Annotated in this window: 24 protein-coding genes, 1 tRNA gene, 3 rRNA genes and 1 pseudogene; 12 read left to right on the plus strand and 17 right to left on the minus strand. The window is 64.9% G+C overall.

Features of this window, described 5'->3' with window-relative positions; genetic code table 11:
• Nucleotides 1-15: 15 nt before the first annotated feature.
• The gene (gene acs / locus AC1VNH_RS05505) at nt 16-2,010 is read right to left on the minus strand and encodes an acetate--CoA ligase (protein WP_483110252.1); all 1,995 of its coding nucleotides are present in this window, start codon (nt 2,008-2,010) and stop codon (nt 16-18) included.
• A 103-nt stretch (nt 2,011-2,113) separates the two neighbouring features.
• On the opposite strand from acs, the gene AC1VNH_RS05510 reads away from it, so the two are divergent.
• Nucleotides 2,114-2,365, plus strand: a complete 252-nt coding sequence (locus tag AC1VNH_RS05510) for a DUF4287 domain-containing protein (RefSeq protein ID WP_243227319.1) — start codon at nt 2,114-2,116, stop codon at nt 2,363-2,365.
• 140 nt (nt 2,366-2,505) lie between these two features.
• On the opposite strand, the gene AC1VNH_RS05515 is transcribed toward AC1VNH_RS05510, so the two are convergent.
• From AC1VNH_RS05515 to AC1VNH_RS05525, 3 genes are all read right to left on the minus strand, one after another.
• Nucleotides 2,506-2,646 carry a hypothetical protein gene (locus AC1VNH_RS05515; RefSeq protein ID WP_483110253.1) on the minus strand — a complete coding sequence of 47 codons (141 nt, stop codon included), beginning with the start codon at nt 2,644-2,646 and terminating at the stop codon, nt 2,506-2,508.
• Between the two features lie 65 nt (nt 2,647-2,711).
• Nucleotides 2,712-2,876: a hypothetical protein gene (locus AC1VNH_RS05520; RefSeq protein WP_344229937.1), complete on the minus strand. Its 165-nt coding sequence runs from the start codon at nt 2,874-2,876 to the stop codon at nt 2,712-2,714.
• A gap of 65 nt (nt 2,877-2,941) precedes the next feature.
• Nucleotides 2,942-3,325 (minus strand): nuclear transport factor 2 family protein, encoded by a 384-nt coding sequence (locus AC1VNH_RS05525; protein ID WP_483110254.1) that lies wholly within the window; start codon nt 3,323-3,325, stop codon nt 2,942-2,944.
• A gap of 195 nt (nt 3,326-3,520) precedes the next feature.
• Between AC1VNH_RS05525 and AC1VNH_RS05530 the strand changes: the two are divergent.
• Nucleotides 3,521-3,670, plus strand: a pseudogene (locus AC1VNH_RS05530) (ubiquitin carboxyl-terminal hydrolase family protein); the annotation flags it as partial.
• Between the two features lies 1 nt (nt 3,671).
• Nucleotides 3,672-3,878, plus strand: coding sequence for a hypothetical protein (locus AC1VNH_RS05535; RefSeq protein ID WP_483112743.1), 207 nt, complete (start codon nt 3,672-3,674; stop codon nt 3,876-3,878).
• Nucleotides 3,879-3,890: 12 nt separating this feature from the next.
• On the opposite strand, the gene AC1VNH_RS05540 is transcribed toward AC1VNH_RS05535, so the two are convergent.
• The gene (locus AC1VNH_RS05540; protein WP_483110255.1) at nt 3,891-4,772 is read right to left on the minus strand and encodes a helix-turn-helix transcriptional regulator; all 882 of its coding nucleotides are present in this window, start codon (nt 4,770-4,772) and stop codon (nt 3,891-3,893) included.
• A gap of 118 nt (nt 4,773-4,890) precedes the next feature.
• On the opposite strand from AC1VNH_RS05540, the gene AC1VNH_RS05545 reads away from it, so the two are divergent.
• Nucleotides 4,891-5,508 carry a sugar O-acetyltransferase gene (locus AC1VNH_RS05545; protein WP_483110256.1) on the plus strand — a complete coding sequence of 206 codons (618 nt, stop codon included), beginning with the start codon at nt 4,891-4,893 and terminating at the stop codon, nt 5,506-5,508.
• A gap of 22 nt (nt 5,509-5,530) precedes the next feature.
• On the opposite strand, the gene AC1VNH_RS05550 is transcribed toward AC1VNH_RS05545, so the two are convergent.
• The 5 genes from AC1VNH_RS05550 to nrdH form a co-directional block, all read right to left on the minus strand.
• The gene (locus tag AC1VNH_RS05550; protein ID WP_483110257.1) at nt 5,531-6,268 is read right to left on the minus strand and encodes an alpha/beta fold hydrolase; all 738 of its coding nucleotides are present in this window, start codon (nt 6,266-6,268) and stop codon (nt 5,531-5,533) included.
• A 664-nt stretch (nt 6,269-6,932) separates the two neighbouring features.
• The gene (gene nrdF / locus AC1VNH_RS05555; protein ID WP_483110258.1) at nt 6,933-7,910 is read right to left on the minus strand and encodes a class 1b ribonucleoside-diphosphate reductase subunit beta; all 978 of its coding nucleotides are present in this window, start codon (nt 7,908-7,910) and stop codon (nt 6,933-6,935) included.
• A 61-nt stretch (nt 7,911-7,971) separates the two neighbouring features.
• The gene (gene nrdE / locus AC1VNH_RS05560; protein WP_137417588.1) at nt 7,972-10,128 is read right to left on the minus strand and encodes a class 1b ribonucleoside-diphosphate reductase subunit alpha; all 2,157 of its coding nucleotides are present in this window, start codon (nt 10,126-10,128) and stop codon (nt 7,972-7,974) included.
• Nucleotides 10,110-10,589: a class Ib ribonucleoside-diphosphate reductase assembly flavoprotein NrdI gene (nrdI, locus tag AC1VNH_RS05565; RefSeq protein ID WP_483110259.1), complete on the minus strand. Its 480-nt coding sequence runs from the start codon at nt 10,587-10,589 to the stop codon at nt 10,110-10,112. Before nrdI ends, nrdE begins: the two co-directional genes overlap by 19 nt.
• A 3-nt stretch (nt 10,590-10,592) precedes the next feature.
• Complete coding sequence (nrdH, locus tag AC1VNH_RS05570; protein ID WP_137417590.1) at nt 10,593-10,826, minus strand: glutaredoxin-like protein NrdH; 234 nt, start codon at nt 10,824-10,826, stop codon at nt 10,593-10,595.
• Nucleotides 10,827-11,194: 368 nt separating this feature from the next.
• On the opposite strand from nrdH, the gene AC1VNH_RS05575 reads away from it, so the two are divergent.
• The 4 genes from AC1VNH_RS05575 (at nt 11,195) to AC1VNH_RS05590 (ending at nt 15,405) form a co-directional block, all read left to right on the plus strand.
• A complete protein-coding gene (locus AC1VNH_RS05575; RefSeq protein ID WP_483110260.1) occupies nt 11,195-12,400 on the plus strand; it encodes an MFS transporter in 1,206 nt (401 codons plus the stop codon).
• A 79-nt stretch (nt 12,401-12,479) separates the two neighbouring features.
• The gene (locus AC1VNH_RS05580; RefSeq protein WP_483110261.1) at nt 12,480-13,238 is read left to right on the plus strand and encodes an alpha/beta fold hydrolase; all 759 of its coding nucleotides are present in this window, start codon (nt 12,480-12,482) and stop codon (nt 13,236-13,238) included.
• A complete protein-coding gene (locus AC1VNH_RS05585; protein WP_483110262.1) occupies nt 13,235-14,404 on the plus strand; it encodes an acyl-CoA dehydrogenase family protein in 1,170 nt (389 codons plus the stop codon). The genes AC1VNH_RS05580 and AC1VNH_RS05585 overlap by 4 nt, the downstream gene beginning before the upstream one ends.
• On the plus strand, nt 14,401-15,405 hold the full coding sequence (locus AC1VNH_RS05590) for an aldo/keto reductase (RefSeq protein WP_483110263.1): 1,005 nt from the start codon (nt 14,401-14,403) through the stop codon (nt 15,403-15,405). The genes AC1VNH_RS05585 and AC1VNH_RS05590 overlap by 4 nt, the downstream gene beginning before the upstream one ends.
• A gap of 9 nt (nt 15,406-15,414) precedes the next feature.
• On the opposite strand, the gene AC1VNH_RS05595 is transcribed toward AC1VNH_RS05590, so the two are convergent.
• Nucleotides 15,415-15,687, minus strand: coding sequence for a metal-sensitive transcriptional regulator (locus tag AC1VNH_RS05595; protein WP_243233686.1), 273 nt, complete (start codon nt 15,685-15,687; stop codon nt 15,415-15,417).
• A gap of 32 nt (nt 15,688-15,719) precedes the next feature.
• On the opposite strand from AC1VNH_RS05595, the gene AC1VNH_RS05600 reads away from it, so the two are divergent.
• From AC1VNH_RS05600 to AC1VNH_RS05610, 3 genes are read left to right on the plus strand one after another with little or no spacing between them, the layout of a single operon-like run.
• On the plus strand, nt 15,720-16,994 hold the full coding sequence (locus tag AC1VNH_RS05600) for a DUF445 domain-containing protein (protein WP_483110264.1): 1,275 nt from the start codon (nt 15,720-15,722) through the stop codon (nt 16,992-16,994).
• An 8-nt stretch (nt 16,995-17,002) separates the two neighbouring features.
• Nucleotides 17,003-17,350 carry a gamma-glutamylcyclotransferase family protein gene (locus tag AC1VNH_RS05605; RefSeq protein WP_483110265.1) on the plus strand — a complete coding sequence of 116 codons (348 nt, stop codon included), beginning with the start codon at nt 17,003-17,005 and terminating at the stop codon, nt 17,348-17,350.
• Nucleotides 17,351-17,362: 12 nt separating this feature from the next.
• Entirely contained in the window at nt 17,363-17,827 is a 465-nt protein-coding gene (locus AC1VNH_RS05610; protein ID WP_483110266.1) for a SixA phosphatase family protein, read from the plus strand.
• Between the two features lie 123 nt (nt 17,828-17,950).
• Here the strand turns inward: AC1VNH_RS05610 and rrf are convergent.
• The 4 genes from rrf to AC1VNH_RS05630 form a co-directional block, all read right to left on the minus strand.
• Nucleotides 17,951-18,067: ribosomal RNA gene (gene rrf, locus AC1VNH_RS05615) — 5S ribosomal RNA — on the minus strand.
• Nucleotides 18,068-18,178: 111 nt separating this feature from the next.
• A 23S ribosomal RNA gene (locus AC1VNH_RS05620) occupies nt 18,179-21,283 on the minus strand.
• A 389-nt stretch (nt 21,284-21,672) separates the two neighbouring features.
• Nucleotides 21,673-23,195 (minus strand): 16S ribosomal RNA (locus AC1VNH_RS05625).
• Together the 16S, 23S and 5S rRNA genes form the textbook arrangement of a ribosomal RNA operon.
• 738 nt (nt 23,196-23,933) lie before the next feature.
• Nucleotides 23,934-24,542 carry a TetR/AcrR family transcriptional regulator gene (locus tag AC1VNH_RS05630; protein ID WP_483110267.1) on the minus strand — a complete coding sequence of 203 codons (609 nt, stop codon included), beginning with the start codon at nt 24,540-24,542 and terminating at the stop codon, nt 23,934-23,936.
• Between the two features lie 102 nt (nt 24,543-24,644).
• Here AC1VNH_RS05630 and AC1VNH_RS05635 point away from each other — a divergent pair, with 102 nt between their 5' ends.
• Entirely contained in the window at nt 24,645-25,148 is a 504-nt protein-coding gene (locus tag AC1VNH_RS05635) for a DUF6069 family protein (protein WP_483110268.1), read from the plus strand.
• A gap of 69 nt (nt 25,149-25,217) precedes the next feature.
• Here AC1VNH_RS05635 and AC1VNH_RS05640 read toward each other — a convergent pair.
• Both AC1VNH_RS05640 and AC1VNH_RS05645 read right to left on the minus strand, forming a co-directional pair.
• A tRNA-Ala gene (locus AC1VNH_RS05640) sits at nt 25,218-25,290 on the minus strand.
• A 46-nt stretch (nt 25,291-25,336) separates the two neighbouring features.
• Nucleotides 25,337-26,236, minus strand: a complete 900-nt coding sequence (locus AC1VNH_RS05645) for a large exoprotein (protein WP_483110269.1) — start codon at nt 26,234-26,236, stop codon at nt 25,337-25,339.
• Nucleotides 26,237-26,267 lie beyond the last annotated feature (31 nt).

The raw sequence follows: 26,267 nt of genomic DNA on the forward strand, positions 1-26,267 counted from the left end.
GGCACCGGCAACCGGTCAGCGACCGAGTGCCTCGCGGACGATCGCCTCGATCCGCGGCGGGACCGTCTCATCCTGCAGCGACGTCGTGTCGCCCAACGGCCGTCCGTCGACGAGGTCCACAAGCAGGCGACGCATGATCTTTCCGCTGCGCGTCTTGGGGAGATCGGGCACCGTGAAGACGTAGGTCGGCTGCGCTACCGGCCCGATCGCGGTGCGCACATGCTTGCGGAGCGCCGCCGCATCCTGCGCATTGGTGACGAAGGCGGCGATGGCCTGCCCGGTGAGCTCGTCGGCGACGCCCACGACCGCGGCCTCCCCGACGGCGGGGTGCGCGACGAGTGCGGACTCGATCTCGATCGTCGACAGCCGGTGTCCCGAGACATTGATCACGTCGTCCACCCGACCCAGCACCCACAGATCGCCGTCGGCGTCGAGCTTCGCGCCGTCTCCGGCGAGGAAGTACCCGTGCGCCGCGAAACGCTTCCAGTAGGAGTCCCGGTACCGCTCGGGGTTACCCCACACGGTGCGCGACATCCCCGGCCAGGTCCCGTCCACGACGAGCAGCCCGCCGCCGCCGGGACCCACATCAACGCCGTCGGCGTCGACCACACGCACGCGCAATCCCGGAAGCGCCGTGAGCGCCGAACCCGGCTTGAGGGTGGAGACGCCCGGCAGCGGGGCCGCGATCGCGCCGCCCGTCTCCGACTGCCACCACGTGTCGACCACGGGCGTCTCGCCGCGGCCGAGGTGGCGATGGAACCAGATCCACGCCTCCGGGTTGATCGCCTCGCCCACCGTGCCCAGCAGCCGCAGCGCGGAGAGCTCGTAACGCGCCGGCGGGCCGTCGGGGAACCTGCTCATGAGCGAACGGATGAGAGTCGGCGCCGTGTAGTAGGTCGTCACCGCGTAACGTTCCAGGATCTGGAAGTGCCGCTCCCAGTCGGGGGTGTTCGGCGTGCCCTCGTAGAGGATGCTCGTGACCCCGTTGAGCAGGGGGCCGTACGTCTCGTAGCTGTGCGCGGTGACCCAGGCGAGGTCGGCGGTGCACCAGTAGACGTCGGTCTCGGGCTTCGCGTCGAACACCGCCCAGTACGTCCACGCGACGTGCGTCAGCCAGCCGCCGGTCGTGTGCACCAGTCCCTTGGGCTTGCCGGTGGTTCCGCTCGTGTAGATGATGAACAGCGGCGTCTCGGCGTCGAAGAACTCCGGCTCGTGCGTGTCCGGCGCGGTGTCGACCGTCTCATGCCACCAGAGATCGCGCCCCTCGGTCCAGGCGACCTCGTCGCCGGTGCGGCGGATGACGAGCACGTGCTCGATCGAGGCGACGCCGGCGACCGCCGCATCCGCCTGGTGCTTGACGGGCACGGCGGCTCCGCGGCGATACTGGCCGTCGGTCGTGACGAGGAGCTTGGCGCCCGTGTCCTCGACGCGGAAACGGACGGCCTCCGCGGAGAAGCCGCCGAACACGAGCGAATGGATGGCGCCGATGCGCGCCACGGCGAGCTGGATGATCACCGTCTCCACCAGCACCGGGAGATAGACCACGACCCGATCTCCCTTGCCGACCCCCATCGCGGTCAGCGCGTTCGCCGCTTTCGCGACCTCGCGCTGCAGTTCGGCATACGTGATCGTCCGCCGATCGCCGGGTTCGCCCTCGAAATGGAAGGCGACCCGGTCACCGTGCCCGGCGGAGACGTGCCGGTCCACGGCATTGACCGAGGCGTTCAGGCGTCCGCCGACGAACCACTCCGCAGACGGGATGCTCTCACCGTCCGTGGGCTGCCAGCGATGCGCGGTGTGCCAGGGCTCGGCCCAGTCGAGGATCTCGGCCCGGTGCGCCCAGAAGGTCTCGGGATCCTGACCCGCGCGCTCGACCCACTCGCGCCGGATCCACTCCTCGGTCACGTTCGCGCGCTCAGCGAACGCGGCCCGCGGCGCGAAGGTACGGTGCTCCTCGAGCAGACTGCGGATGGTGTCGTCGTGCGCGGATGCGGTGGTGGGCGTGCTCATGACTCTTCCGGATCGGTGGAGCTCCCAGCATCCCGCGCGCTCGGCGACCGGCAAATTCGGGTGACGCTTCGTGACACGGTGGGCCCGGGCCTACGCTGGGCGCATGCCCGCGAAGCGCGTCGTCGCCCCGTCTCTGAACCCGGACAGCAAGCCCAAAGGTCCGGCCTCCTACTTCCCGAGCATCGAGAAGACGTATGGACGCCCCATTCAGGAGTGGCTGGATGTTGCCGTGGCGGGACTGACGGCGGGCGAGACGCACATGGCCGTCGTGTCGGAGCTCAAGAGCGCCCACGGGATGGGCCACGGTCACGCGAACGCGATCGTCGCCTACGCAAAGGCCGAGCTCGCGAAGTAGTCGGCCTCAGGAGTCCTCGCCGCTGCCGTCGATGACCGACTCCGCCCCGTCCGATTGCGGATCGTCGGGCTCAGCCGCGGTGGTCGTGTCGGGCTCAGGTCCCGGGGTCACGTCTGCGCGATCTTCAGGGATCGACATCGTCAGCCTCCCGACGGGTTGTCGACGGGGGTGCCGTCTTCGTCGGTCGTGATGTCCTCGCCGGCATCCTGCTCGACGGGCGAGACTCCGGATGCGGTGTCCGCGTCGTCCGCGCCAGGCGCGTTCTGCTTGTCGTTGTTCATGCGTCCCAGTACACGCGTGTCAGACCGAGTCACCGACGGGGTTGACACCCATCACACCGCGCCCGTCAGTCGCGAGGATCGCTCGGGCGCACGGGAGCATCCTCGGCGATGTCGATGCGGGTCACGCCGTCGTGCTCCGACACGACGATGCGAGGCTTCGCGTCCTCTTCCGTGGCGTTGGGCGCACTCGTCAGCTGATCGCGCCGCTTCTCTTCGTCGCTCATTTCCATGCGAGCACTGTATGAGCCGTGGCGCGCGAGAGCGCAGGGCTTGACGCGAGCACGCGAGCACGCGATCAGGCGAACACCTGATGCCAGGCGGCGATACGGAACTCGTCGAGACGAAAGCTCCCGAAGCCCGTAAGACAGCGAGCCCTCGTTCCGGGCAGCGCGACGTCGAGGCGTTGCTCGGTCAGCACGGTCTCGCCGCACACCGCCACGTGCACGAGCGAAAGGCTCCAGGACTCGAAGGCGCCCTTGAGGTCGCGGAGCATCGACATCACCGCCTCCCTCCCCTCGACCACCATGCGAGCCGACGGCTGATACCGCACGTTCTCGGTGAGGAACGCCTGCATGTCGCAGAGTTGCCCCTCGTTCACCACCGTGATGAAGTCGCGCACGATGAGTTCGCGCTCGAGTGTGTGGATGCCGGCCATCGCCGTCCTCTGGGTGTCGTCCATGTCCGCCTCCTCCGGGATTGAGGCGAACGTACGGTCAGCGCGCCCGCCCGCACTCGTCTGCGTGTCGGAACGCACATCGACACGCAGCGGAGAGGAGAACGGCAGACGAACACATCCTCGTCAGGCGTCCGAATCGGCCGGTGGTGCACGGCGTAGCGTGGCGAGGGATCAGACACCACGGATCGGAAGGGCATGATGGACGCACCTCACGCCGCCGCACTTCTCGCACCACCGCCGAGCGCAGCCGGATGCGAGGACTGTCTCGCCTCGGGATCGTGGTGGCTGCATCTGCGCCGTTGCATCACCTGCGGGCACATCGGCTGCTGCGAGGTCTCTCCCCACCACCATGCGGCGCAGCACTTCGAGCTCACCGGGCACCGATTCGTGCAGAGCTTCGAGCCGCAGGAGAAGCTGGTGGTGGGACTACGTCGAGGAGCGCGAGGTCGACGGCGGGCAGCTGCCTGAGCCGACGAGCCACCCCGAGGCGCAGAGCGTTCCCGGCCCCTCCGCCCGTGTGCCTGCGAACTGGGAGTCGTTCATCTTCGACGAGTGAGTACCGAGTGGTTCACTGCGGGTCCGTCAGCTCGTCATCGCTTGGTGCGTGAGTCGCATCGGCTGATGCCCGGAGGGTATCGGAGAGCCGGCGGAAGAAGACGTCCGCCGTGGAGCCCGGCAAGGCGTCGAAGACGGTGACCATGTAGCCGTGGAGCTCGGGAACGAAGAAGTCCCGGACCGAGATCGAGAGCTGCCCGACGCCGTCGATCGTCGCGGTGATCTCCGACGGATCCGGCAGCGCGACCTCCAGCAGGTTCCAGAAGCGGCGGAAGTCCGCATCCGCGCTCAGCCGTCGCAGGATGGCCTCGTAGCGCGCCGACGTCTCGTCACCCGAGTAGCGAAAGAGCGCGACGGCGTCGCGGGCCTGCGACTCCCAGGTCTCGAGCCTTCCCCGTCCCGAGGCGTTGAAGGTCTCCTCCAGCACATTCGCACCCGGCCTGAAGCGGCCGTCGGTGATCGCGACCATGAGATCGTTGGCGGCCACGACGTCGAGGTTCGCGTCGGAGATGTAGGCCGGGATGCCCGGCCACCAGCGCAGGATCGCCTCGATCTCCGCGCGCGGGCGTTCGAACGACGCGACCCGACGCGGTGACGCATGCCCCGCGAGTCGGTGGAGGTAGTCCGACTCCGCGGCACTCAGCCGCAGCGCGCGAGCGAGCCCCGCGAGCACCTGCATGGACGGCGCGCTGCCACGGCCCTGTTCGAGTCGGAGGTAGTACTCGCTGCTGACGCCAGCGAGGGTCGCGACCTCGTCGCGACGCAGGCCCGGCACGCGCCGGCCGACCTGACGTACCAGCCCGACTTGCTCGGGCTGACGCTCCTCCCGCCGCGCGCGCAAGAATCCGCCCAGCGTCGTGCGCGCGGCGGATTGGTGTCGCGATGATTCATCCATCGGCATCAAAGCTAGCTCCATCTGTTCGCGGAAACATCGTCCGCGGGCCGTGCCCGTGCGCGTTGACGCGACCTCCCTCAGCAGATAAGTTGTGACTGACAACAAATGAGGAGACGGTATGACCCCCGCCCTGCAGGAAGCGCTCGACGACCTCACCCGGCTGGCGGAGGACGACGACGATCTGCGCGCCCTTCTCGCGCACGACTGGCTGCGGTACCGCACATCCCCCGCGCTCCAGACGCTGACGCGGGATGCGCACGCCGCCTGCGCGCGCTTCAACCTCCTGTACAACACCTCACCCGACGAAGCGCGCGCACTGTTCGCTCAGCTCGTCCCCGGTGCGGGTGCCGGCGTCGACGTGCGGCCGCCGGTCACGATCGACTACGGGGCGCGGCTGACGATCGGCGACCGTACCTTCATCAACGCCGACTTCATGGTGATCGGCGGCGGCGCCGTCACGATCGGCGAGGACTGCCTCATCGGACCGCGTTGCAGCATCTACACCCCGAACCACGCCGAGGACATCGAACGGCGCCTCGCCGGGTGGGAGCTCCCCCAACCCGTGACGATCGGCTCCAACGTCTGGCTGGGCGGGTCGGTGACGCTCACCCCGGGCGTCACGATCGGCGACAACAGCATCATCGGAGCGGGCTCCGTCGTCACCCATGACATCCCCGCCGGCGTGCTCGCGGCGGGGAACCCCGCCCGCATCCTGCGCCCGATCCGCGCGTCGTAGGGCGCCTGACGGCAACGTCCAGTCAACCGGCCAGGAGCTCCCTGATCGCGAGACCGACCGCTTCGGGTCGCTCCAGCGTCATCATGTGGCCGGCCTCCGGGATGACCGTGGATGAGGCGGCTTCGCGCCGAGCCCAGTCGGGGACATCCCATCCACCGATGCTGCGCTCACCCGCGACCAAGTGCACCGGCTTGCTGGCGAAGACCCGCTTCAGTAGCGCGTCGTAGTCAGCTCGGCCGGTCACCTCCACGATCACGGACGCCGAGTCCCACACCGTCCGCCAGGGCTGGTAAGCGAGCGCTTCCTCCGCTTTGGCGAGGTTCCCGACGGTGACGGGTACTCCGTCGGCGGCGAGGAGGGCCTCGGGGTCGCTGAGTCTCTGCGTGATCACGCGCTGCGCCTCCCTCTCGCCGAGAGCCGCGATGGATCGGGACCAGAAGGCATCCGCCAGCGAGAAGTTCCCCCCGACCGTCGTGACCGACTGGACCAGCTCGGGCGCCCGATCGGCCACTGCAAAGGCGTAGACGGCGCCGATCGAATGCGCGACGAGGTGCACGGGTGCCCCGGAATGGCGGGTCACGACGTGTTCGCGAAGCGCTCGAACCTGTCCTTCGAGGCTCACCCTGCGTCCGGCGAATGCGCCGTAGCGGTCGAGATCCGGCGCCGTGCACTCCCTCTCGCTGAGCTGACGGAATGCGGCAGGTTCCGCGAAAGGACCGAACAGCCCGTGGACGAAGACGGCAGGAGCGGGCGATCGCATCGATCCATGATGACGGGTCGCCGCGGGACGTTGGATCACAGTCGCTCAGCGCCTGTGCAAGAAGAAGAGGCGGACGCGAACACCGCCCCCTTCCCACGCTCAGTCGATCAGCGGCGGGACCCCAGCAGCCCCGCTCAGCGCCGCCGCAGCGCCGCCGCCACCCCCACCGCGCAGGCGAAGACGAACAGGCTGATGATGCCGACCAGGAAGTACACGACGTCCAGCGTTTCCCTGTCCACACGACCACGGTAGAACCCAGGCGGGAGACGCGAAAGGGGCGGATGATGAACACCCGCCCCTTTCTCACGCGCCCTTCGATCAGCGGCCGGCATCCTTACGCGGCTTGAGGAACAGGTCGGGCTCGCGCTTCTCACGCTTCGCTGCTCGCTTCTGCTTGATCGAGAAGCTGCGGGGCTTTCTTGGCACCTCGCGTGTTCGGCGTCTTCTTGGACATGTGGTCTCGCTTCCCCTGACTGGCTGGCGGATGACCTTCGACCATAGCCCGCTTCTGAGGGAAGTCAAATCATCGCTGGCCGGGACTTTTTCTGCAGAGACAACGACGGCGGAGCGGCGCCCCGACAACGAGAAGGCCCCGGCACATCGCCCGAGAGGGCGACCGGCCGGGGCCTTGTCGGTGCGGCAGATCCGCGGAGTTACGCAGAGATCAGAAGTCCCAGTCCTCGTCCTCGGTGGCCTCGGCCTTGCCGATGACGTAGGAGGAGCCAGACCCCGAGAAGAAGTCGTGGTTCTCGTCCGCGTTGGGCGAGAGCGCCGACAGGATCGCCGGGTTCACGTTCGTGACCGTCGAGGGGAACATGGCCTCGAAGCCGAGGTTCATGAGCGCCTTGTTCGCGTTGTAGTGCAGGAACTTTTTGACGTCCTCGGTGAGGCCGACGGCGTCGTAGAGGTCCTGCGTGTACTGCACCTCGTTGTCGTAGAGCTCGTAGAGCAGCGAGAACGTGTAGTCCTTGATCTCGTCGCGCTCGGTCTGCGTGATCAGCTCCATGCCCTTCTGGAACTTGTAGCCGATGTAGTAGCCGTGCACGGCCTCGTCGCGGATGATGAGGCGGATGATGTCGGCGGTGTTCGTGAGCTTCGCCTTGGCCGACCAGTGCAGCGGCAGGTAGAAGCCCGAGTAGAACAGGAACGACTCGAGCAGGGTCGAGGCGACCTTGCGCTTGAGGGGCTCGTCGCCACGGTAGTAGTCCATGACGATGTGGGCCTTCTTCTGAAGGTTCTCGTTCTCCACCGACCACCGGAACGCGTCGTCGATCTCCGGCGTCGACGCGAGAGTCGAGAAGATCGACGAGTAGCTCTTGGCGTGAACCGACTCCATGAACGCGATGTTGGTGTACACCGCCTCCTCGTGCGGGGTCAGCGCGTCCGGGATGAGCGAGACCGCGCCGACCGTGCCTTGGATCGTGTCGAGCAGGGTAAGGCCGGTGAACACGCGCATCGTGAGCGTCTGCTCATCGGGCGTCAGCGTGTTCCACGACTGGATGTCGTTGGACAGCGGCACCTTCTCGGGCAGCCAGAAGTTGTTCACGAGGCGATTCCAGACCTCGAGGTCCTTGTCGTCCTGGATGCGGTTCCAGTTGATCGCCTGGACGTGGTCGATCAGCTTCAGCTTCTCGGGAGTCATATCAGTGTCCTTGCAGAGATCGGTCGTTGAGCGAGCGGAGCGAGTCGAAACGCGCTGGGCGTCAGAGCATGCAACTGACGCACTCGGACATGTCGGTGCCCTCGAGCGCCATCTGCCGCAGGCGGATGTAGTAGATCGTCTTGATGCCCTTGCGCCATGCGTAGATCTGCGCCTTGTTGATGTCGCGCGTGGTGGCGGTGTCCTTGAAGAACAGCGTCAGCGACAGGCCCTGGTCGACGTGCTGGGTCGCGGCGGCGTACGTGTCGATGACCTTCTCGTAGCCGATCTCGTACGCGTCCTGGTAGTACTCCAGGTTGTCGTTCGTCATGAACGGCGCCGGGTAGTAGACGCGGCCGAGCTTGCCTTCCTTGCGGATCTCGATCTTCGACGCGATCGGGTGGATCGACGACGTCGAGTTGTTGATGTAGGAAATCGAACCGGTCGGCGGAACCGCCTGCAGGTTCTGGTTGTAGATGCCGTGCTTCTGGATCGACGCCTTCAGCTCGGCCCAGTCGCCCTGCGTGGGGATGTGGTGCCCGGCGAACAGCTCCTTGACCTTCTCCGTCTGCGGCACCCACTCCTGCTCGAGGTACTTGTCGAAGAACGCGCCCGACGCGTACGTCGAGTCCTCGAAGCCGTCGAACGCGTGACCACGCTCGATCGCGAGCGCGTTGGAGGCGCGCAGCGCGTGGAACAGCACCGTGTAGAAGTAGATGTTGGTGAAGTCGAGACCCTCTTCGGAGCCGTAGTGCACGTGCTCGCGCGCCAGGTATCCGTGCAGGTTCATCTGGCCGAGGCCGATCGCGTGGGAGCGGTCGTTGCCGTCCTCGATCGAGCGCACCGAGCGGATGTGGCTCTGGTCGCTCACCGCGCTCAGCGCACGGATCGCGGCCTCGACCGTCTCACCGAGGTCGCCACCGTCCATCGCCAGAGCGATGTTCATCGAGCCCAGGTTGCAGGAGATGTCCTTGCCGATCTGGTCGTACGAGAGGTCCTCGTTGAACGTCGTCGGCGTATTCACCTGCAGGATCTCGCTGCAGAGGTTGGACATGTTGATGCGACCCTTGATCGGGTTCGCCCGGTTCACCGTGTCCTCGAACATGATGTACGGATAACCCGACTCGAACTGGATCTCGGCGAGGGTCTGGAAGAAGTCGCGCGCGTTGATCTTCGTCTTCTTGATGCGCGGGTCGTCGACCATCTCGCGGTACTTCTCGGTGACCGAGATATCGCCGAAGGGCACGCCGTAGACCTTCTCCACGTCGTACGGCGAGAACAGGTACATGTCCTCACCGTTCTTGGCGAGCTCGAAGGTGATGTCGGGAACGACGACACCGAGCGAGAGCGTCTTGATGCGGATCTTCTCGTCGGCGTTCTCACGCTTCGTGTCGAGGAAACGCATGATGTCGGGGTGGTGCGCCGACAGGTAGACGGCACCGGCGCCCTGACGCGCACCGAGCTGGTTCGCGTAGCTGAAGCTGTCTTCGAGCAGCTTCATGACGGGGATGATGCCGCTGGACTGGTTCTCGATCTGCTTGATCGGCGCACCCGACTCGCGGATGTTGGACAGCAGCAGCGCCACGCCGCCGCCGCGCTTGGACAGCTGAAGAGCGGAGTTGATGCCACGGGCGATCGACTCCATGTTGTCTTCGATGCGCAGCAGGAAGCACGAGACGAGCTCGCCCCGCTGCGCCTTGCCTGCGTTGAGGAACGTCGGAGTCGCAGGCTGGAAGCGGCCGGAGATGATCTCGTCGACCAGCTGCACGGCGAGCTTCTGGTCGCCGTCGGCGAGTGCCAGGGCGGTCATCACGACGCGGTCCTCGAAGCGCTCGAGGTAGCGCTTGCCGTCGAAGGTCTTCAGCGTGTAGCTCGTGTAGTACTTGAAGGCTCCGAGGAAGGTCTCGAAGCGGAACTTCTTGCCGTAGGCCCGGTCGTTGAGCTCCTGGATGAACTCGTGCGGGTACTTCGCGAGCACACCGGGCTCGTAGTACTCCTTCTCGACCAGATAGTCGAGACGCTCCTTGAGCGAGTGGAAGAACACCGTGTTCTGGTTCACGTGCTGCAGGAAGTACTCCCGCGCAGCACGCTTGTCGGCGTCGAACTGGATCTGCCCGTTCGCGTCGTACAGATTGAGCATCGCGTTGAGGGCGTGATAGTCCAGTCCCTCGAAACGCGCCTCGGTCTTGAAGCTCAAGTCCTTCAGTGCTGCTTCCACCATCGTTCCAATCCTTCGCCGATGCGCTCGACGTCCTCTGGCGTGCCGAACAATTCGAACCGATCCAAGTGCGGCACACGACACTTTCGGCTGATGATCTCTCCGGCGAGCCCGTAGTGCTCACCGAAGTTGGTGTTGCCCGCGGCGATCACGCCGCGAAGCAGGGAACGGTTGGCCTCGTCGTTGAGGAACCGGATCACCTGCTTGGGAACCGCGCCCCGCTCCTCGCCCCTTCCCTGGCCTCCCCCGTAGGTGGGGGTGATCAGGACGAAAGGTTCGTCGACGAGGGGGGTCGGGTCCGTGGGCCGCAGCGGAATCCGCACGGCCCGCATCCCGAGCTTCTCGATGAAACGCGCGGTGTTACCTGAGACGCTCGAGAAGTAGACGAGGAGCGGAGCCGACGGGGCGGGCTCACGGAGGGAGTGGGCAACCGCGCCGACGTGATCTGCGACAGCGGTTGCCATCGGTCAAGCCAGGCGCGCGGCCAGCTCGTCGATCTTGTCGGGACGGAAGCCCGACCAGTGGTCCTCGTCGGTGATCACGACGGGAGCCTGCAGGTAGCCGAGGGCCTTGACCTGCTCGAGGGCCGCGGGGTCCTGCGAGACGTCGAGGACCTCGTACTCGATGCCCTTTGAATCCAGCGCACGGTAGGTGGCATTGCACTGCACGCACGACGGCTTGGTGTAGACGGTGATCGCCATTTCGACCTCTTTCTCCCCTCGGACGGACCTGTTCCCAGCACTTCTCGTCGCCGGGACCTCAATACTACATATGGGTACGGACATCGGATAGCACCACAAGGGGTAGTAGTTACATCCGTGTGATTTTCGTGCCGCTCTCCCCAGATACAACACAGGTTGTCCACCGTTTCATCCACAGCTGCGGCGCGTCGCCGGACCTGAAAAAACCCTGAATCGCGGGCGAATCCTGGATGAACGACGCAACCATCCACACCGGGGCGTCGTCCGCTCGATCCCGCTCGGTGGATAACCGTCTTCGGCGTGTCGCGGCGTGTCGCGCCGCCGCATCCACTCGGCGGCCGAAGCGCTCTCCGGGATATCCTGAAGGGATGGCCGGATACCAGGAATTGCTGCGCACCCCGGGGGTGGCGCGCATCATCGCCGCACAGCTCACGGCGCGCTTCCCGAACGGGATGACGAGCCTGGCGATCCTGCTCCACGTCGAGCACGTGACCGGCTCCTACGGATACGCGGGCCTCGTTCTCGCGGCCGCATCCGTGGGGCAGGCGGTCTCGGGCCCCGTCACCAGTCGGTGGATGGGTCGGTGGGGGATGCGGCGCGTGCTGAGCCTGACGATGATCGTCTGTGCGCTGGCGATCCTCGCCATCGGCCTGCTGGATCTGCCGGTCGCCGGCTTCATGGCGTTCGGGCTCATCGCGGGCCTGTCCACCCCGCCGGTGCAGTCCGCGGTGCGCACGATCTATCCCAAGATGGTCAACTCCCGCCAGCTCACCCCGCTCTACTCGCTGGATGCATCGCTGCAGGAGATCATCTGGATCATCGCCCCCGTGGTCATCACGTTCATCGCGACGCAGATCGGCACCTGGGAAGCGCTCGTGCTGATCGCGGTCATCCTCGTCGGCGGTGGAACCTGGTTCATCCTCTCCCCCGAGGTCGGCCGGGTGCGCATCCCCCGCAGCAAGCGGCGCTTCGGCAAGGTTCTGACCCGCCCCACCGTGCTGCTGGCCACGATCATCGGATTCCTGCTCATCGGCGCCTGTGCGGCGGTCGAGGCGGGTGTCGTCGCGACCTTCGACCACGGCGGGCTCGAGGCGGGCATCGTGCTCGCCGTCTTCTCGATCGGCAGCCTCACCGGAGGCCTCTCCTTCGGTCATGTGCCCATGGGCCCCTGGGCGATGGCGCGACGCATGGGCATCGTCGCCGTGGGCCTGGTGCTGACGATGTTCTCCCTCAACATCTGGTGGCTCTCGGGCACCCTGTTCCTCGCCGGGATCGGCATCGCCCCCGCCCTCGCCGTGCTGTTCGCGATCACCTCCGTGAGCGTCAAGTTCTCCGACACCGCCGAGGCCTACGGATGGATCGGGACCGGTCAGCTGATCGGCGCCGCTGCGGGCTCCGCCGTCGCCGGCTTCCTCATCGACGCGGTCGAGGCGCCCGGCGCCTTCATCGCGGCCGCGGGCTTCGCCGCCGCCGGCGCGATCGTCGCCATCGTGTGCGTGCGCGCCTTCCCGGATCTGCGCCACCGCGACCCGAGTCCCATCCCCGACACCGAGCCCACGCCGATCATCACCTGAGCGCCGTTCGGCGTTCGCACAGCGCCATAAGCGGACGCAGACGGGCGAGGTGAGCGGCAGGGGTTCTACGCTCGTACACATGCCCGCATCCGTCGCGCTTCCCACCCTCGCGTGGGGCTCCCCCGCATCCGCTCATCATGCCCTCCTTGTGCACGGGCTGGGATCGTCCGGCGCTCTGATGTGGCGCTTCGGGACGGCCCTGGCCGAGGCGGGATGGCGAACCGTCGCCGTCGACCTGCGCGGTCACGGCCTGGCACCGCGAGCGCTCGACTACACGATCGCCGCCTACGCCGCCGATCTGAGCCAGACGACTCCCGACCCCGGCGGCGCCTGGGACCTCGTCATCGGCCACTCGCTCGGCGGTGCGTCGGCCACGCTCGCCTCCGCGGATCATCCGCAGTGGGCGAAACGGCTCGTCCTCGTCGACCCCGCGCTGTACCTCCTGCCCGCCGACCGCGCGGTCGTCGAACGCAGTCAGCAGGATGCGTTCGACTCGCCGACGATCGAGGAGGTGCGCGCCGCGCATCCCCACTGGCACCCGCAGGACGTCGAGCTGAAGGCGCAGGCGGCGCAGCTCGCGAGCCCCTGGGCCATCGAGCAGACTCTGGAGCAGAACCCCGACTGGGATGTGACGGATGCGGCCGCACGCCTCACGGTGCCCACGCATGTCATCGCCTCCGACCCCGCCGTCTACAGCCTGTTCACCGGCCCTCGCGCCGACGAGGTGCTCGCCGGCAACGCCCGCATCACACGTTCGATCGTGGCCGGAGCGGGGCACTCGCCGCATCGCGATCGCCCGGAAGCCACGGTAGCGGCGCTGCGCGAGGCACTGGCATGACCTTCGATCCGAGCATCTATCTGCCCGATGACCTGATCGAGCGCATCCGCGGGCGCGCAGCGGACATCGACCGCGAGAACGTCTTCCCGGACGAGGATCTCACCGAGCTGCGTGCGGCCGGATACCTCGGCATCCTCGTGCCCGCAGATCGGGGAGGCGCGGGGCTGACGCTCGCCGAGGCCTCGATCCTGCAGCAGCGTCTTGCGACCGCCGCGCCCGCGACGGCCCTCGCCGTCAACATGCATCTCGTCTGGACGGGTGTCGCCAAAGTGCTGCGCGACCGGGGTATCGACGACCTCGCGTTCGTTCAGACCGGTGCCGCGTCCGGGGAGGTCTTCGCCTTCGGGATCAGCGAGGTCGGCAACGACCTCGTGCTCTTCGACAGTGCGACCGAGGCCGTGCCGCTTCCGGACGGCGGGTACACGTTCACCGGCACGAAGATCTTCACCTCGCTCGCCCCGGTGTGGACGCACCTCGGCGTGCACGGTCTCGACACCACTTCCCCCGACGCGCCCCGACTCGTCTACGGCTTCGTGCCCCGCTCGGATGCGGTGCACACCCGAGACGACTGGGACACGGTGGGCATGAGGGGGACGCAGTCTCGCACCACGGAACTCCACGGCGCCGTCGCTCCGGCCGACCGGATCGTGCGCAGGGTCGCCCCCGGCCCGCAGCCCGATCCGATCGTGTTCGGCATCTTCAGCGTCTTCGAGATCCTGCTCGCCTCGGTGTACACCGGCATCGGTCGACGCGCCCTGGATGTCGCCGTCTCGACGGCCGCACGGCGACGCTCGCGCAAGACCGGTCTGGCCTACAGCCAGGACCCTGACATCCGCTGGCGCGTGGCCGAGATGGCGCTGGCCTACGACGCGCTCGTCCCCCAGATCGCCACGCTCGCTCACGACGTGGACGCCGGAGTCGATCACGGCGCGCGGTGGTTCTCCTTGCTGTCCGGGCTGAAGCACCGCGCCGCCGTGGGGGCCAAGCGGATCGTCGACGAGGCGATCCTCGTGGCCGGCGGCTCTTCGTACTTCTCGTCCAGCGAACTGGGCCGGCTGTATCGCGACGTGCTCGCCGGACAGTTCCACCCTTCCGACCCCGAGTCCGCGCACGCGACCGTCGCCTCCGCATGGCTCGGCCCCATCGAACAGGGAGCGCCGGAATGAGTGCCGTGGGTCGCGTCCTCCTCGGCGACGGTCTCGACGTCAGCGCGCTCGGCTTCGGCGGGATGAGCCTCAGCGACGTGTATGGTCCGGTTGACGACGAGGCGGCGCTGGCAACGTTGACGCACGCGGTGGATGCGGGACTCACGTTCGTCGACACGGCCAACATCTACGGCGCGGGGCGCAGTGAGCGCACGATCGCACGGCTGCTCGCCGCCCGGCGCGACGAGATCACGCTGGCGACCAAGTTCGGCATCTCCGGCGGCGCGATCGGCTCGCGCGGCATCCGCGGCGATGCCGCCTACGTGCGCGAGCAGATCGATGAGAGCCTGTCCCGGCTGGGCACCGATCACGTCGACCTGTACTACCAGCACCGCGTCGATCCGCACGTTCCCATCGAGGAGACGGTCGGTGCGATGTCAGAGCTCGTGACCGCGGGCAAAGTGCGGCACATCGGGTTGTCTGAGGCCACCGCGGATGAGATCCGTCGCGCGCACGCGGTGCATCCGATCGCCGCCGTGCAGACGGAGTGGAGCGTCGTCAGCCGTGACGTGGAGCGCGCCGTGGTGCCGACGGCGGCCGAGCTCGGGATCGGCTTCGTGCCGTACTCGCCGCTCAGCCGCGCCTGGTTGACGGACGAGTTCTCCCCCGCGCACATCGGCGCCGGCGACGGTCGGCCGCGGTTCCCGAGGTTCTCCGCAGAGAACCTGGCCGCCAACGCCGGTCTCCGCGCCGATTACCTCGCCCTCGCGCACCAGCGCGGCCTGACGGGTGCGCAGCTCGCGCTCGGCTGGCTGTTCACGCGTGCCGCGCAGTTGGGGATCGCCTCTGCTCCCATCCCCGGCTCGCGCTTCGCGCGGCACGTGGACGAGTGGCTGCCCGCATCCGGCCTCGTGCTGGACGCGGACACGATGGCCGCTCTCGAGCCGTTCGCGACGGCGATCAGCGGCAATCGGAGCTTCGATATCGGTTGGACGAGTCAGCGCGAGGATCTTGCGAGCTGACCGGCGGGATCATTTACCGGAGAAATCGAAGGCGCGCAGCAGCTCCTCGACGGCACGCTCGCGGTCCTCGCCGCCCTCCTCGAACATGTGGGCCACATGAGTGCGCAGATGGTTCTCGAGAAGAAGACGGTTCAACGACTCCAGGGAGCGCTGGATCGCACGAGACTGCGTGATGATGTCCATGCAGTACTCCTCGGACTCGATCATCTTGGTCACCCCGCGCAGCTGCCCTTCCAGGATGCTCGTGCGGTGCAGGGCGCGCTTCTTGATGTCGTCGATCACGCTGACAGAGTACGCCGTGGAAGGATGACGACATGCCCCGCACCCCGACAGCACTGCTGAGCGACGCCGATCGAGAGCGGTTGCGCGGGCTGCGACTGATGAAGGGGATCGCGCTCGGCGCCCTCATCGTGCTCGCCGTCGTCTTCGTGATCGCGTTCGCTCTGCAGAGCCGCTATCCGTGGCTCTCGTACGTGCGTGCCGCGGCGGAGGGAGGCATGGTCGGAGCGCTCGCGGATTGGTTCGCGGTGACCGCACTGTTCCGTCGCCCGCTCGGACTCCCTATCCCGCACACCGCGATCATCCCGACGCGCAAGGACGAGATCGGACGCACCCTCGGCGAGTTCGTCGAGACGAACTTCCTCGCGGCTCCCGTCATCCGCGGCAAACTCGAATCCTTCTCGCTTTCTGCCCGCCTCGGTGCCTGGCTGGCGCAGCCCACCCATGCCGAGCGGGTCGCTTCGGAGGGAGCGACGATCGCGACGAATGTCATCGAGGCGTTGAGCGACGACGACGTGCAACAGCTGCTGGGCGACTTGGCCCGCGAACACCTGGTCATGCCCGAGTGGGGCCCACCGCTCGGCGGCTGGCTCGAGCGCATGGTCGACACCGGCGCACACCATGGCGCCGTGGATCTCGCAGCCGACAGTATGGCCGCCTGGCTGCGAGCGAACCGCTCGGCTTTCACGGGCCTCATCTCCCGGCGCCTCCCCTCGTGGGTTCCGTCGATGGTGCACACGCTGATCGATGAGGCCGCCTACCACGAGGCGGTCAAGTTCGTCGCCGCCGTCCGCGCGGATCCCGATCACCCGGCGCGGCACGCGGTGGACGGCTACCTCGCACGCCTCGCGGACAACCTGCAGCACGACCCCGCGACCATCGGACGATTCGAAGACGCGAAGACGACGGTGTTCGACTCGCCCCGGGTCCGCGAGCTGGCAGGTGAAGCCTGGCGCACGGCCAAGAACGGCCTGACACGCGGTCTGCGCGACCCGGAGAGCGGGCTGCGCCGACGCCTGGTCGAGACGTTGACGGACGTCGGCCGGCGCCTCGAGCGCGATGAGACCCTGCGCGCCCGCGTCGATGGCTGGGTGACGGATGCGGCGGTGTTCGTCATCGAGCGTTACCGGCACGACATCGCCTCCGTCATCACCGACACAGTGGAGCGCTGGGATCCTGAGGAGACCACCGAGAAGATCGAACTCATGGTCGGCCGCGATCTGCAGTACATTCGCCTCAATGGCACGATCGTCGGCTCTCTCGCGGGGCTGACGATCTTCGCGGTCGCACACGCGATCTTCGGAGCCTAGGGGGCGGGATGAGCAGCACGGCGACGACCGAGCGCCTGTTCTCCTATGGGACTCTCCTGCTGCCGCAAGTACAGCTGGACGTCTTCGGCCGCCGTGTCGAATCGACGGACGACGTGCTCGCGGGCTACCACGTGCAGCAAGCCGACATCGAGGACACCCGTGTCGTAGCCCTCTCGGGTCTCGCCACGCACCCTGTGCTGCGACGTACCGGGAGCAGGAGCGACAAGGTCTCCGGACAGGTCTTGGAGCTGACACTGGACGAGCTCGACGCGGCCGACGAATACGAAGTCTCGCTGTACACGCGGGTGGCCGTCGTGCTGCAGAGTGGGCGCGACGCCTGGGTCTACGTGGGATAGGACGCGAAAGACATGGTCACTCTCGTCCTGGTCCGCCACGCCAAGTCCGATTGGGCCGCAGCGGGTCTCAGCGATCACGAACGCCCCCTGAACGACCGCGGTCAACGCGACGCTCCCCTGATGGCCGGGGTCCTCGCGCGCACGGGCTTCCGCCCCGATCGCCTGCTCAGCAGCACTGCGGTCCGCGCACGCACGACGGCGGAAGCGTTCGCACGCGCACTCGACGTTCCGCTGGAGACCGAGAGCGATCTCTACGCCGCGTCGGCCCGCGACATCTGGTGTTCCGCTGCCACGACAGGGGCTCAGAACGTCCTCATCATCGCGCACGACCCAGGACTGAGCGACCTCGCGACCACGCTTGCCGGGCGCGAGGTGACGATGACGACCTGCGCCGTGGCCACGTTCCCCATCGCAGGAGATCACTGGCCCTCGGCCGTGCCCGTCGTCGACGAGTGGGAACTCCTCGCTCCTCGCTAGAAGATGTCCAGCTTCGCAACCCGACCGCACCGTGTGTCACGATCAGAGGCGCGTTCGGCGACGGCACTTGGCTCCAGAAACACGAAAGGGCCACCCAGCGTTGGGTGGCCCTTTCTAAAAGGAGTCCGGCGGTGTCCTACTCTCCCACAGGGTCCCCCCTGCAGTACCATCGGCGCTGAGAGGCTTAGCTTCCGGGTTCGGAATGGGACCGGGCGTTTCCCTCTCGCTATGGCCGCCGAAACACTATTGATGTTTCAAGTCATGCACACAACAAAAGAATGTTGTCTGCGGTTCTCGACCGTACATCGAGAACCACTCAGTGGACGCGAACAGCTTCAGTTCAAACGAAGTGTTATCAAGTCATCGGCTTATTAGTACCAGTCAGCTACACGCATTACTGCGCTTCCACATCTGGCCTATCAACCCAGTAGTCTGGCTGGGAGCCTCTCACCCGAAGGTATGGAAGTCTCATCTTGAGGCCGGCTTCCCGCTTAGATGCTTTCAGCGGTTATCCATCCCGAACGTAGCTAATCAGCGGTGCTCCTGGCGGAACAACTGACACACCAGAGGTTCGTCCAACCCGGTCCTCTCGTACTAGGGTCAGATCCTCTCAAACTTCCTACGCGCGCAGCGGATAGGGACCGAACTGTCTCACGACGTTCTAAACCCAGCTCGCGTACCGCTTTAATGGGCGAACAGCCCAACCCTTGGGACCTACTCCAGCCCCAGGATGCGACGAGCCGACATCGAGGTGCCAAACCATGCCGTCGATATGGACTCTTGGGCAAGATCAGCCTGTTATCCCCGAGGTACCTTTTATCCGTTGAGCGACAGCGCTTCCACAAGCCACTGCCGGATCACTAGTCCCGACTTTCGTCCCTGCTCGACCTGTCAGTCTCACAGTCAAGCTCCCTTGTGCACTTACACTCGCCACCTGATTGCCAACCAGGTTGAGGGAACCTTTGGGCGCCTCCGTTACTTTTTGGGAGGCAACCGCCCCAGTTAAACTACCCACCAGGCACTGTCCCTGAACCGGATTACGGTTCGAAGTTAGATATCCAGAGTGACCAGAGTGGTATTTCAACAATGACTCCACAAACACTGGCGTGTCTGCTTCACAGTCTCCCACCTATCCTACACAAGCCACACCGAACACCAATACCAAGCTGTAGTAAAGGTCACGGGGTCTTTCCGTCCTGCTGCGCGTAACGAGCATCTTTACTCGTAATGCAATTTCGCCGAGTTCGCGGTTGAGACAGTTGGGAAGTCGTTACGCCATTCGTGCAGGTCGGAACTTACCCGACAAGGAATTTCGCTACCTTAGGATGGTTATAGTTACCACCGCCGTTTACTGGGGCTTAAATTCGCAGCTTCGCTTACGCTAACCGCTCCTCTTAACCTTCCAGCACCGGGCAGGCGTCAGTCCGTATACATCGTCTTGCGACTTGGCACGGACCTGTGTTTTTAGTAAACAGTCGCTACCCACTAGTCTCTGCGGCCACCACACCCTTTTCCAGGCAAGCTGGTATAAGCGGATGGCCCCCCTTCTCCCGAAGTTACGGGGGCATTTTGCCGAGTTCCTTAACCACGATTCTCTCGATCTCCTTGGTATTCTCTACCTGACCACCTGAGTCGGTTTGGGGTACGGGCAGCTAGAACCTCGCGTCGATGCTTTTCTCGGCAGCATAGGATCACCCACTTTTTATCCGCATCGTGTCTCAGCCGAACGAGTCGCGGATTTGCCTACGACTCAGCCTACGCACTTGCCCCGGGACAACCATCGCCCGGGTTGGGCTACCTTCCTGCGTCACACCTGTTAATACGCTAACCGCACCAGCATGGGGTCGAGCGTTCACCAAGACGGCATCACCCCGAAGGGATCCACACATTCCTGGCTAGGACTCTTAGCACCACTGGATTAGCTTGGGCGGTTCTTCGCCGGTACGGGAATATCAACCCGTTGTCCATCGACTACGCCTGTCGGCCTCGCCTTAGGTCCCGACTTACCCAGGGAAGATTAGCTTGACCCTGGAACCCTTGGTCTTTCGGAGGACGTGTTTCTCACACGTCTTTCGCTACTCATGCCTGCATTCTCACTCGTGTAGCCTCCACGGCTGGTTCACACCGCCGCTTCGCTGGCCACACGACGCTCTCCTACCCATCAACACGGCTGGACCACGAAGGCCTACCAATAATGTCAATGCCACAACTTCGGTGGCGTGCTTGAGCCCCGTTACATTGTCGGCGCGGAATCACTTGACCAGTGAGCTATTACGCACTCTTTCAAGGGTGGCTGCTTCTAAGCCAACCTCCTGGTTGTCACAGCAACTCCACATCCTTTCCCACTTAGCACGCGCTTAGGGACCTTAGTTGGTGGTCTGGGTTGTTTCCCTCTCGACTATGAAGCTTATCCCCCACAGTCTCACTGCTGCGCTCTCACTTACCGGCATTCGGAGTTTGGCTGACGTCAGTAACCTTGTAGGGCCCATCGGCCATCCAGTAGCTCTACCTCCGGCAAGAAACACGCAACGCTGCACCTAAATGCATTTCGGAGAGAACCAGCTATCACGAAGTTTGATTGGCCTTTCACCCCTATCCACAGCTCATCCCCTCAGTTTTCAACCTAAGTGGGTTCGGTCCTCCACGACGTCTTACCGTCGCTTCAACCTGGCCATGGATAGATCACTTCGCTTCGGGTCTAGGACACGCGACTGAATCGCCCTATTCAGACTCGCTTTCGCTACGGCTACCCCACACGGGTTAACCTCGCCACGTATCGCTAACTCGCAGGCTCATTCTTCAAAAGGCACGCTGTCACCCCTACTAAGGAGGCTCCAACGGTTTGTAAGCAAACGGTTTCAGGTACTATTTCACTCCCCTCCCGGGGTACTTTTCACCTTTCCCTCACGGTACTTGTCCGCTATCGGTCATCTGGGAGTATTTAGGCTTATCAGGTGGTCCTGACAGATTCACACGGGATTTCTCGGGCCCCGTGCTACTTGGGATACTCTCCACGCCAGAACACGCATTTCGACTACGGGGCTGGCACCCACTATGGCTGGCCTTTCAAGACCATTCGTCTATACGCTTCTGTCACGTCGATCACCCGGCAGGATGATCAAGAAAGTCCCACAACCCCCAACGTGCAACGCCTGCCGGCTATCACACACGCTAGGTTTAGCCTCTTCCGATTTCGCTCGCCACTACTCACGGAATCACGGTTGTTTTCTCTTCCTGTGGGTACTGAGATGTTTCACTTCCCCACGTTCCCTCTACCCGCCCTATATATTCAGGCGGGAGTCACTAGGTCGGCACGCCGCCCAGCGGGGTTTCCCCATTCGGAGACCCTCGGATCAAAGTGTGCTTATCCACTCCCCGAGGCTTATCGCAGATTGCTACGTCCTTCTTCGGCTCCAGATGCCAAGGCATCCACCGTTTGCTCTTAAAGACTTGAAATCACATGAGTTTGAATCGTCAACTCGAAAATTGACTAAATGATCTAAAAAAAGATCACCTGTGAAATGAATCCGAAGATTCATCTCTAAGATGCTCGCGTCCACTGTGTAGTTCTCAAAGTACGGGCGGTACCAACCCCCACCACCAAAGGCAGCAGAAGAAGGCCCAGAGGTACAGCCGCAACCCCCAAAGGAGTCACACCCGGTCCCTCAGGACCCAACAGCGTGCATGCACCAGAACCCTCCAACCCCACCTTTCCAACCGTAAGCGGCGTACTCAGCAGAATCCTCAGACCCTGATGCCTCGTCAAATGTTCCACCCATGAGCACCCTGCAGAGACATTCGCTCTGATCAGGGGCCTGGACACCGAAGTGCCAGATGCTCCTTAGAAAGGAGGTGATCCAGCCGCACCTTCCGGTACGGCTACCTTGTTACGACTTAGTCCTAATTACCGATCCCACCTTCGACGGCTCCCTCCACAAGGGTTAGGCCACCGGCTTCAGGTGTTACCGACTTTCATGACTTGACGGGCGGTGTGTACAAGACCCGGGAACGTATTCACCGCAGCGTTGCTGATCTGCGATTACTAGCGACTCCGACTTCATGAGGTCGAGTTGCAGACCTCAATCCGAACTGGGACCGGCTTTTTGGGATTCGCTCCACCTCACGGTATTGCAGCCCTTTGTACCGGCCATTGTAGCATGCGTGAAGCCCAAGACATAAGGGGCATGATGATTTGACGTCATCCCCACCTTCCTCCGAGTTGACCCCGGCAGTATCCCATGAGTTCCCACCATTACGTGCTGGCAACATAGAACGAGGGTTGCGCTCGTTGCGGGACTTAACCCAACATCTCACGACACGAGCTGACGACAACCATGCACCACCTGTATACGAGTGTCCAAAGAGTTCTACATTTCTGCAGCGTTCTCGTATATGTCAAGCCTTGGTAAGGTTCTTCGCGTTGCATCGAATTAATCCGCATGCTCCGCCGCTTGTGCGGGTCCCCGTCAATTCCTTTGAGTTTTAGCCTTGCGGCCGTACTCCCCAGGCGGGGAACTTAATGCGTTAGCTGCGTCACGGAAACCGTGGAATGGTCCCCACAACTAGTTCCCAACGTTTACGGGGTGGACTACCAGGGTATCTAAGCCTGTTTGCTCCCCACCCTTTCGCTCCTCAGCGTCAGTTACGGCCCAGAGATCTGCCTTCGCCATCGGTGTTCCTCCTGATATCTGCGCATTCCACCGCTACACCAGGAATTCCAATCTCCCCTACCGCACTCTAGTCTGCCCGTACCCACTGCAGGCTGGAGGTTGAGCCTCCAGTTTTCACAGCAGACGCGACAAACCGCCTACGAGCTCTTTACGCCCAATAATTCCGGATAACGCTTGCGCCCTACGTATTACCGCGGCTGCTGGCACGTAGTTAGCCGGCGCTTTTTCTGCAAGTACCGTCACTTTCGCTTCTTCCTTGCTAAAAGAGGTTTACAACCCGAAGGCCGTCATCCCTCACGCGGCGTTGCTGCATCAGGCTTTCGCCCATTGTGCAATATTCCCCACTGCTGCCTCCCGTAGGAGTCTGGGCCGTGTCTCAGTCCCAGTGTGGCCGGTCACCCTCTCAGGCCGGCTACCCGTCGACGCCTTGGTGAGCCATTACCTCACCAACAAGCTGATAGGCCGCGAGCCCATCCTGAACCAAAAAATCTTTCCAAACGTTGACCATGCGGCCACGTCTCGTATCCAGTATTAGACGCCGTTTCCAGCGCTTATCCCAGAGTCCAGGGCAGGTTGCTCACGTGTTACTCACCCGTTCGCCACTGATCCACAGAGCAAGCTCTGCTTCACCGTTCGACTTGCATGTGTTAAGCACGCCGCCAGCGTTCATCCTGAGCCAGGATCAAACTCTCCGTAAAAGAAAAATGCATACACACAACGGAAAAAGAAGTGCGCAGCGAGTTTGAACTGACCAAAAAGATGTCAATACTGACAATCCATAACGCCAACCCCAAAGGGTTGGACTTGATCCAAAGGAATCTCACCCAGCCGAAGCTGGAACGAGGTTATTTGGCATTTGACAAGTGCACGCTGTTGAGTTCTCAAGGAACGGATGCTCCTGCCGCTCGGCCTCTCAGCCTCGCCCGCAGGGCAACTTCTCCATCTTAGCCATTTCGCTCGCCGTGTCAAATCCGCCGGGGCGGATCGTTCTCACCGCCGAGGCGGCGATCGACGGAACGATCGGCACCCCACACGCACGTCGGATCCGAGATCTTCTCGCTTGTGTGGGAGTGTGTTCTCCGCTTGAGGGGAACGGGGCTTCAGCCTCTCCGTTCTTCCCTGTGGGGCGAACAAGTAATAAGTTACGTGGGTTCCGGGCGTCTGCCAACTCGAGCGCACACCCCGGGCGTGTCGCGCATGTTTCCGGCCGATGACGTCCCGCTCCTCCCCGCCCCTCCCCGCGCCTCCCACCGCCACTCCCACCGCCGCCACCACCACGGCCACGGCCACGGCCACGGCCACGGCCACGGCCACGAGACTGCATGTGCGTGACGAGATCACGGGTAATGACAGTGATCTCGTGCGAGAGATGCAGTCTCGCGGGTGGCGGGGAGGGTGAACGACCAGAACGAGGAGCACCGACGTGCGGCATCGCGTCAGATGGGTCGCTGCTTCGCCCCGACCATGAGCGCGGGAAGCACCACGTGGTCTACGAGATCGACGACGCTCTGCCGCGGGAGCCCGCGCTGTTGCAGCACCACGCTCCCGAACGCCGCCGTCGGCACGATGTCGGCGATCAGTGCGACCGGGACATCCGCGGACACGACACCGCGGCGAATCCAGCGCTCGATGACCTCTACCAGCATCGCCACCGGCGGTGCGCCGATTCTCTCGCGCGCCGCGCGGTAGAGCTCCGAATCCCGCCCGATCTCGCTCAGCACGCGCGCGAGCAGGTCGGCGGCCCGGTCCCCCGCATCCGCGAAGTGCAGGGCCGCAGCGAGGAAGTCGCCTCGGAGACTGCCCGTGTCGGGCGCATCGTGTGAGCGCTGCGCCGCGCGCACCGCGGCGACGACGAGATCGGGCTTCGTGCTCCAGCGCCGGTAGATCGCCGACTTTCCGCAGCGCGCGCGAGCCGCCACGGCTGCGATCGTCGTCGCGCTGTAGCCACCCTCAATGAGCAGGTCCTGGGTCGCCGCGAGAATGCTCCGCTCCACTTCGGGGTCGCGCGGTCGACCCGACCTGACAGCGGCTGCTTCCTCGAGCATGCAGCCATTGTATGTATCGGGTCTCGGCAGTACCGTATCCCCAATAACGGGACCAGCTAGAACCGTAAAAGCTGGCTCACGTCTTCGATGGGAGCAGTGACCATGACCGAACAGACGCAATCCCGACGACAGCACATCGCCCGAATCACCCTGGCGCTGGGTGCGGCGGCGGCGGTTTCCATCGCCATCAACGCAGCCATCGCCTGGGCCGCCGTCTCCTGGGGAGCGCCCGCCGGCTACGGTCCCCTGTCCCTCCCGGCGCAAGGCATCTTCACCGTGGCTGGGATCGTGGTCGGGTGGCTGTGCTGGCGCGCGATCTCCCACCGCGCCCGCGACCCCCGCCGCCTCCTCCTGCTGCTCGTGCCCCTCGTCACCGTCCTGACGCTCGTTCCGGATGCGCTACTGCTGATCGCCCCGGTCATCCCCGGGACGAACACGCCCGCGGTCGTCGCACTGATGCTGATGCACCTCGCCGTGGTCGGGTGCGCGGTGCCGGGGTACGTTCTCGCCGACCGGCTGCGGCGGCCCGGAGCGAGTGCGACGGATGCGTCACGCTCCACGCCCTCCCGCGCCCTGCCCACCGCCCCGGTTGGCGCCGACCGCTGAGGCTCCTCCCGCATCCTCTCGACAACGCCGAGAACGACGAAGGCCCCCGCTGAGCGGGGGCCTTTCCGGTGGACCTGAGGGGATTCGAACCCCTGACCTCTTCATTGCGAACGAAGCGCGCTACCAACTGCGCCACAGGCCCGGAACTCAACGAGCCTATCACGGCCCGAAGAGGCGAATGAACCTCGTCAGCCCGCTGCGCGGCGGGTGGAAAGCAGCCGGCGAACGTGATCCTCGATCTCCGCATCGTCGACGTATCCCATCCGCGCGAAGGGCGACTCCTCGGGTACCTTGGCGACCCGCGCGGTGTCGATCGACGGCGGTGCAGCCTGCTCCGCACGCTCGCGCTTGGCCTCCTCGACGGCGGCACGACGAAGCGCCTCACGGGCATCCGCCGCATCCTGAACGAGGGACGCGCGCGACCCCGAGGTCGCCGCCAGCGGACGGGGCAACGAACGCGGCTCCCACGTGGCGGGCGCGGACCGTGTCGGCAGTGCGACATCCTGCACATCAACCTGGCGGGTCTCCACCGCCACCTGCGGAACGGGAGCGACTCGGCGAGCCGCCCGACGCGCCACACGCGACATCTGCTGCAGCATCATCACCGAGACGACGAAGACCGCACCCGACGCCCAGAGCACGGTGGCGCTCGCCATGGTCAGCTGCAGCCAGATGCCCAGCCCCGCTCCGGCGAGCGAGAGGAGCGCGAGGACGGTGGCGGTCAGCCGCGCGCGCCTGCGGGCCCGCGCCATGCGCACTTCAGGGCGCTCGCGCACCGCGCGGGCCTCCTGCTTGGCAGCGGCGAGCTCTTGGCGCGCGACCTCGAGCTGAGCCCGCTCGCGCTCGGCGAGCGTCTGACGGGCGAGCTTCTGCTGCGCGGATGCGGTGCGAGCCGTCAGCTCGAGCCGCACCTCTTCGGGGGTCTCGCTGGTCTCGGCGAGAACGCGCAGGGCCTGATTGAGTCGGACGGCGTTGCGCTCGGCGGCGTTGTACTGGTGCCGGCTGTGCCATGACGGCAGAAGATAGAGCAGCCACAGCGTCACAGCGACGAGGAAGATCACTCCTCCGCCCAGCACCTGTCCACCCATGCCGTCAACGGTAGGCGACGCATCCCGGCCG

The organism is Microbacterium sp. KU4F (assembly GCF_056868075.1).

Coding starts and splice junctions, on each gene's coding strand:
- nrdF (WP_483110258.1), bottom strand. CDS start 7,910: ATGACTCCCGAGAAGCTGAAGCTGATCGACCACGTCCAGGCGATCAAC.
- nrdH (WP_137417590.1), bottom strand. CDS start 10,826: ATGGCGATCACCGTCTACACCAAGCCGTCGTGCGTGCAGTGCAATGCC.
- AC1VNH_RS05645 (WP_483110269.1), bottom strand. CDS start 26,236: ATGGGTGGACAGGTGCTGGGCGGAGGAGTGATCTTCCTCGTCGCTGTG.
- AC1VNH_RS05590 (WP_483110263.1), top strand. CDS start 14,401: ATGAGTGCCGTGGGTCGCGTCCTCCTCGGCGACGGTCTCGACGTCAGC.
- nrdI (WP_483110259.1), bottom strand. CDS start 10,589: ATGGCAACCGCTGTCGCAGATCACGTCGGCGCGGTTGCCCACTCCCTC.
- nrdE (WP_137417588.1), bottom strand. CDS start 10,128: ATGGTGGAAGCAGCACTGAAGGACTTGAGCTTCAAGACCGAGGCGCGT.
- acs (WP_483110252.1), bottom strand. CDS start 2,010: ATGAGCACGCCCACCACCGCATCCGCGCACGACGACACCATCCGCAGT.
- AC1VNH_RS05535 (WP_483112743.1), top strand. CDS start 3,672: ATGCGGCGCAGCACTTCGAGCTCACCGGGCACCGATTCGTGCAGAGCT.
- AC1VNH_RS05515 (WP_483110253.1), bottom strand. CDS start 2,646: ATGAACAACGACAAGCAGAACGCGCCTGGCGCGGACGACGCGGACACC.
- AC1VNH_RS05580 (WP_483110261.1), top strand. CDS start 12,480: ATGCCCGCATCCGTCGCGCTTCCCACCCTCGCGTGGGGCTCCCCCGCA.
- AC1VNH_RS05545 (WP_483110256.1), top strand. CDS start 4,891: ATGACCCCCGCCCTGCAGGAAGCGCTCGACGACCTCACCCGGCTGGCG.
- AC1VNH_RS05575 (WP_483110260.1), top strand. CDS start 11,195: ATGGCCGGATACCAGGAATTGCTGCGCACCCCGGGGGTGGCGCGCATC.
- AC1VNH_RS05540 (WP_483110255.1), bottom strand. CDS start 4,772: ATGGATGAATCATCGCGACACCAATCCGCCGCGCGCACGACGCTGGGC.
- AC1VNH_RS05630 (WP_483110267.1), bottom strand. CDS start 24,542: ATGCTCGAGGAAGCAGCCGCTGTCAGGTCGGGTCGACCGCGCGACCCC.
- AC1VNH_RS05605 (WP_483110265.1), top strand. CDS start 17,003: ATGAGCAGCACGGCGACGACCGAGCGCCTGTTCTCCTATGGGACTCTC.
- AC1VNH_RS05510 (WP_243227319.1), top strand. CDS start 2,114: ATGCCCGCGAAGCGCGTCGTCGCCCCGTCTCTGAACCCGGACAGCAAG.
- AC1VNH_RS05635 (WP_483110268.1), top strand. CDS start 24,645: ATGACCGAACAGACGCAATCCCGACGACAGCACATCGCCCGAATCACC.
- AC1VNH_RS05610 (WP_483110266.1), top strand. CDS start 17,363: ATGGTCACTCTCGTCCTGGTCCGCCACGCCAAGTCCGATTGGGCCGCA.
- AC1VNH_RS05585 (WP_483110262.1), top strand. CDS start 13,235: ATGACCTTCGATCCGAGCATCTATCTGCCCGATGACCTGATCGAGCGC.
- AC1VNH_RS05525 (WP_483110254.1), bottom strand. CDS start 3,325: ATGGACGACACCCAGAGGACGGCGATGGCCGGCATCCACACACTCGAG.
- AC1VNH_RS05550 (WP_483110257.1), bottom strand. CDS start 6,268: ATGCGATCGCCCGCTCCTGCCGTCTTCGTCCACGGGCTGTTCGGTCCT.
- AC1VNH_RS05600 (WP_483110264.1), top strand. CDS start 15,720: ATGCCCCGCACCCCGACAGCACTGCTGAGCGACGCCGATCGAGAGCGG.
- AC1VNH_RS05520 (WP_344229937.1), bottom strand. CDS start 2,876: ATGGAAATGAGCGACGAAGAGAAGCGGCGCGATCAGCTGACGAGTGCG.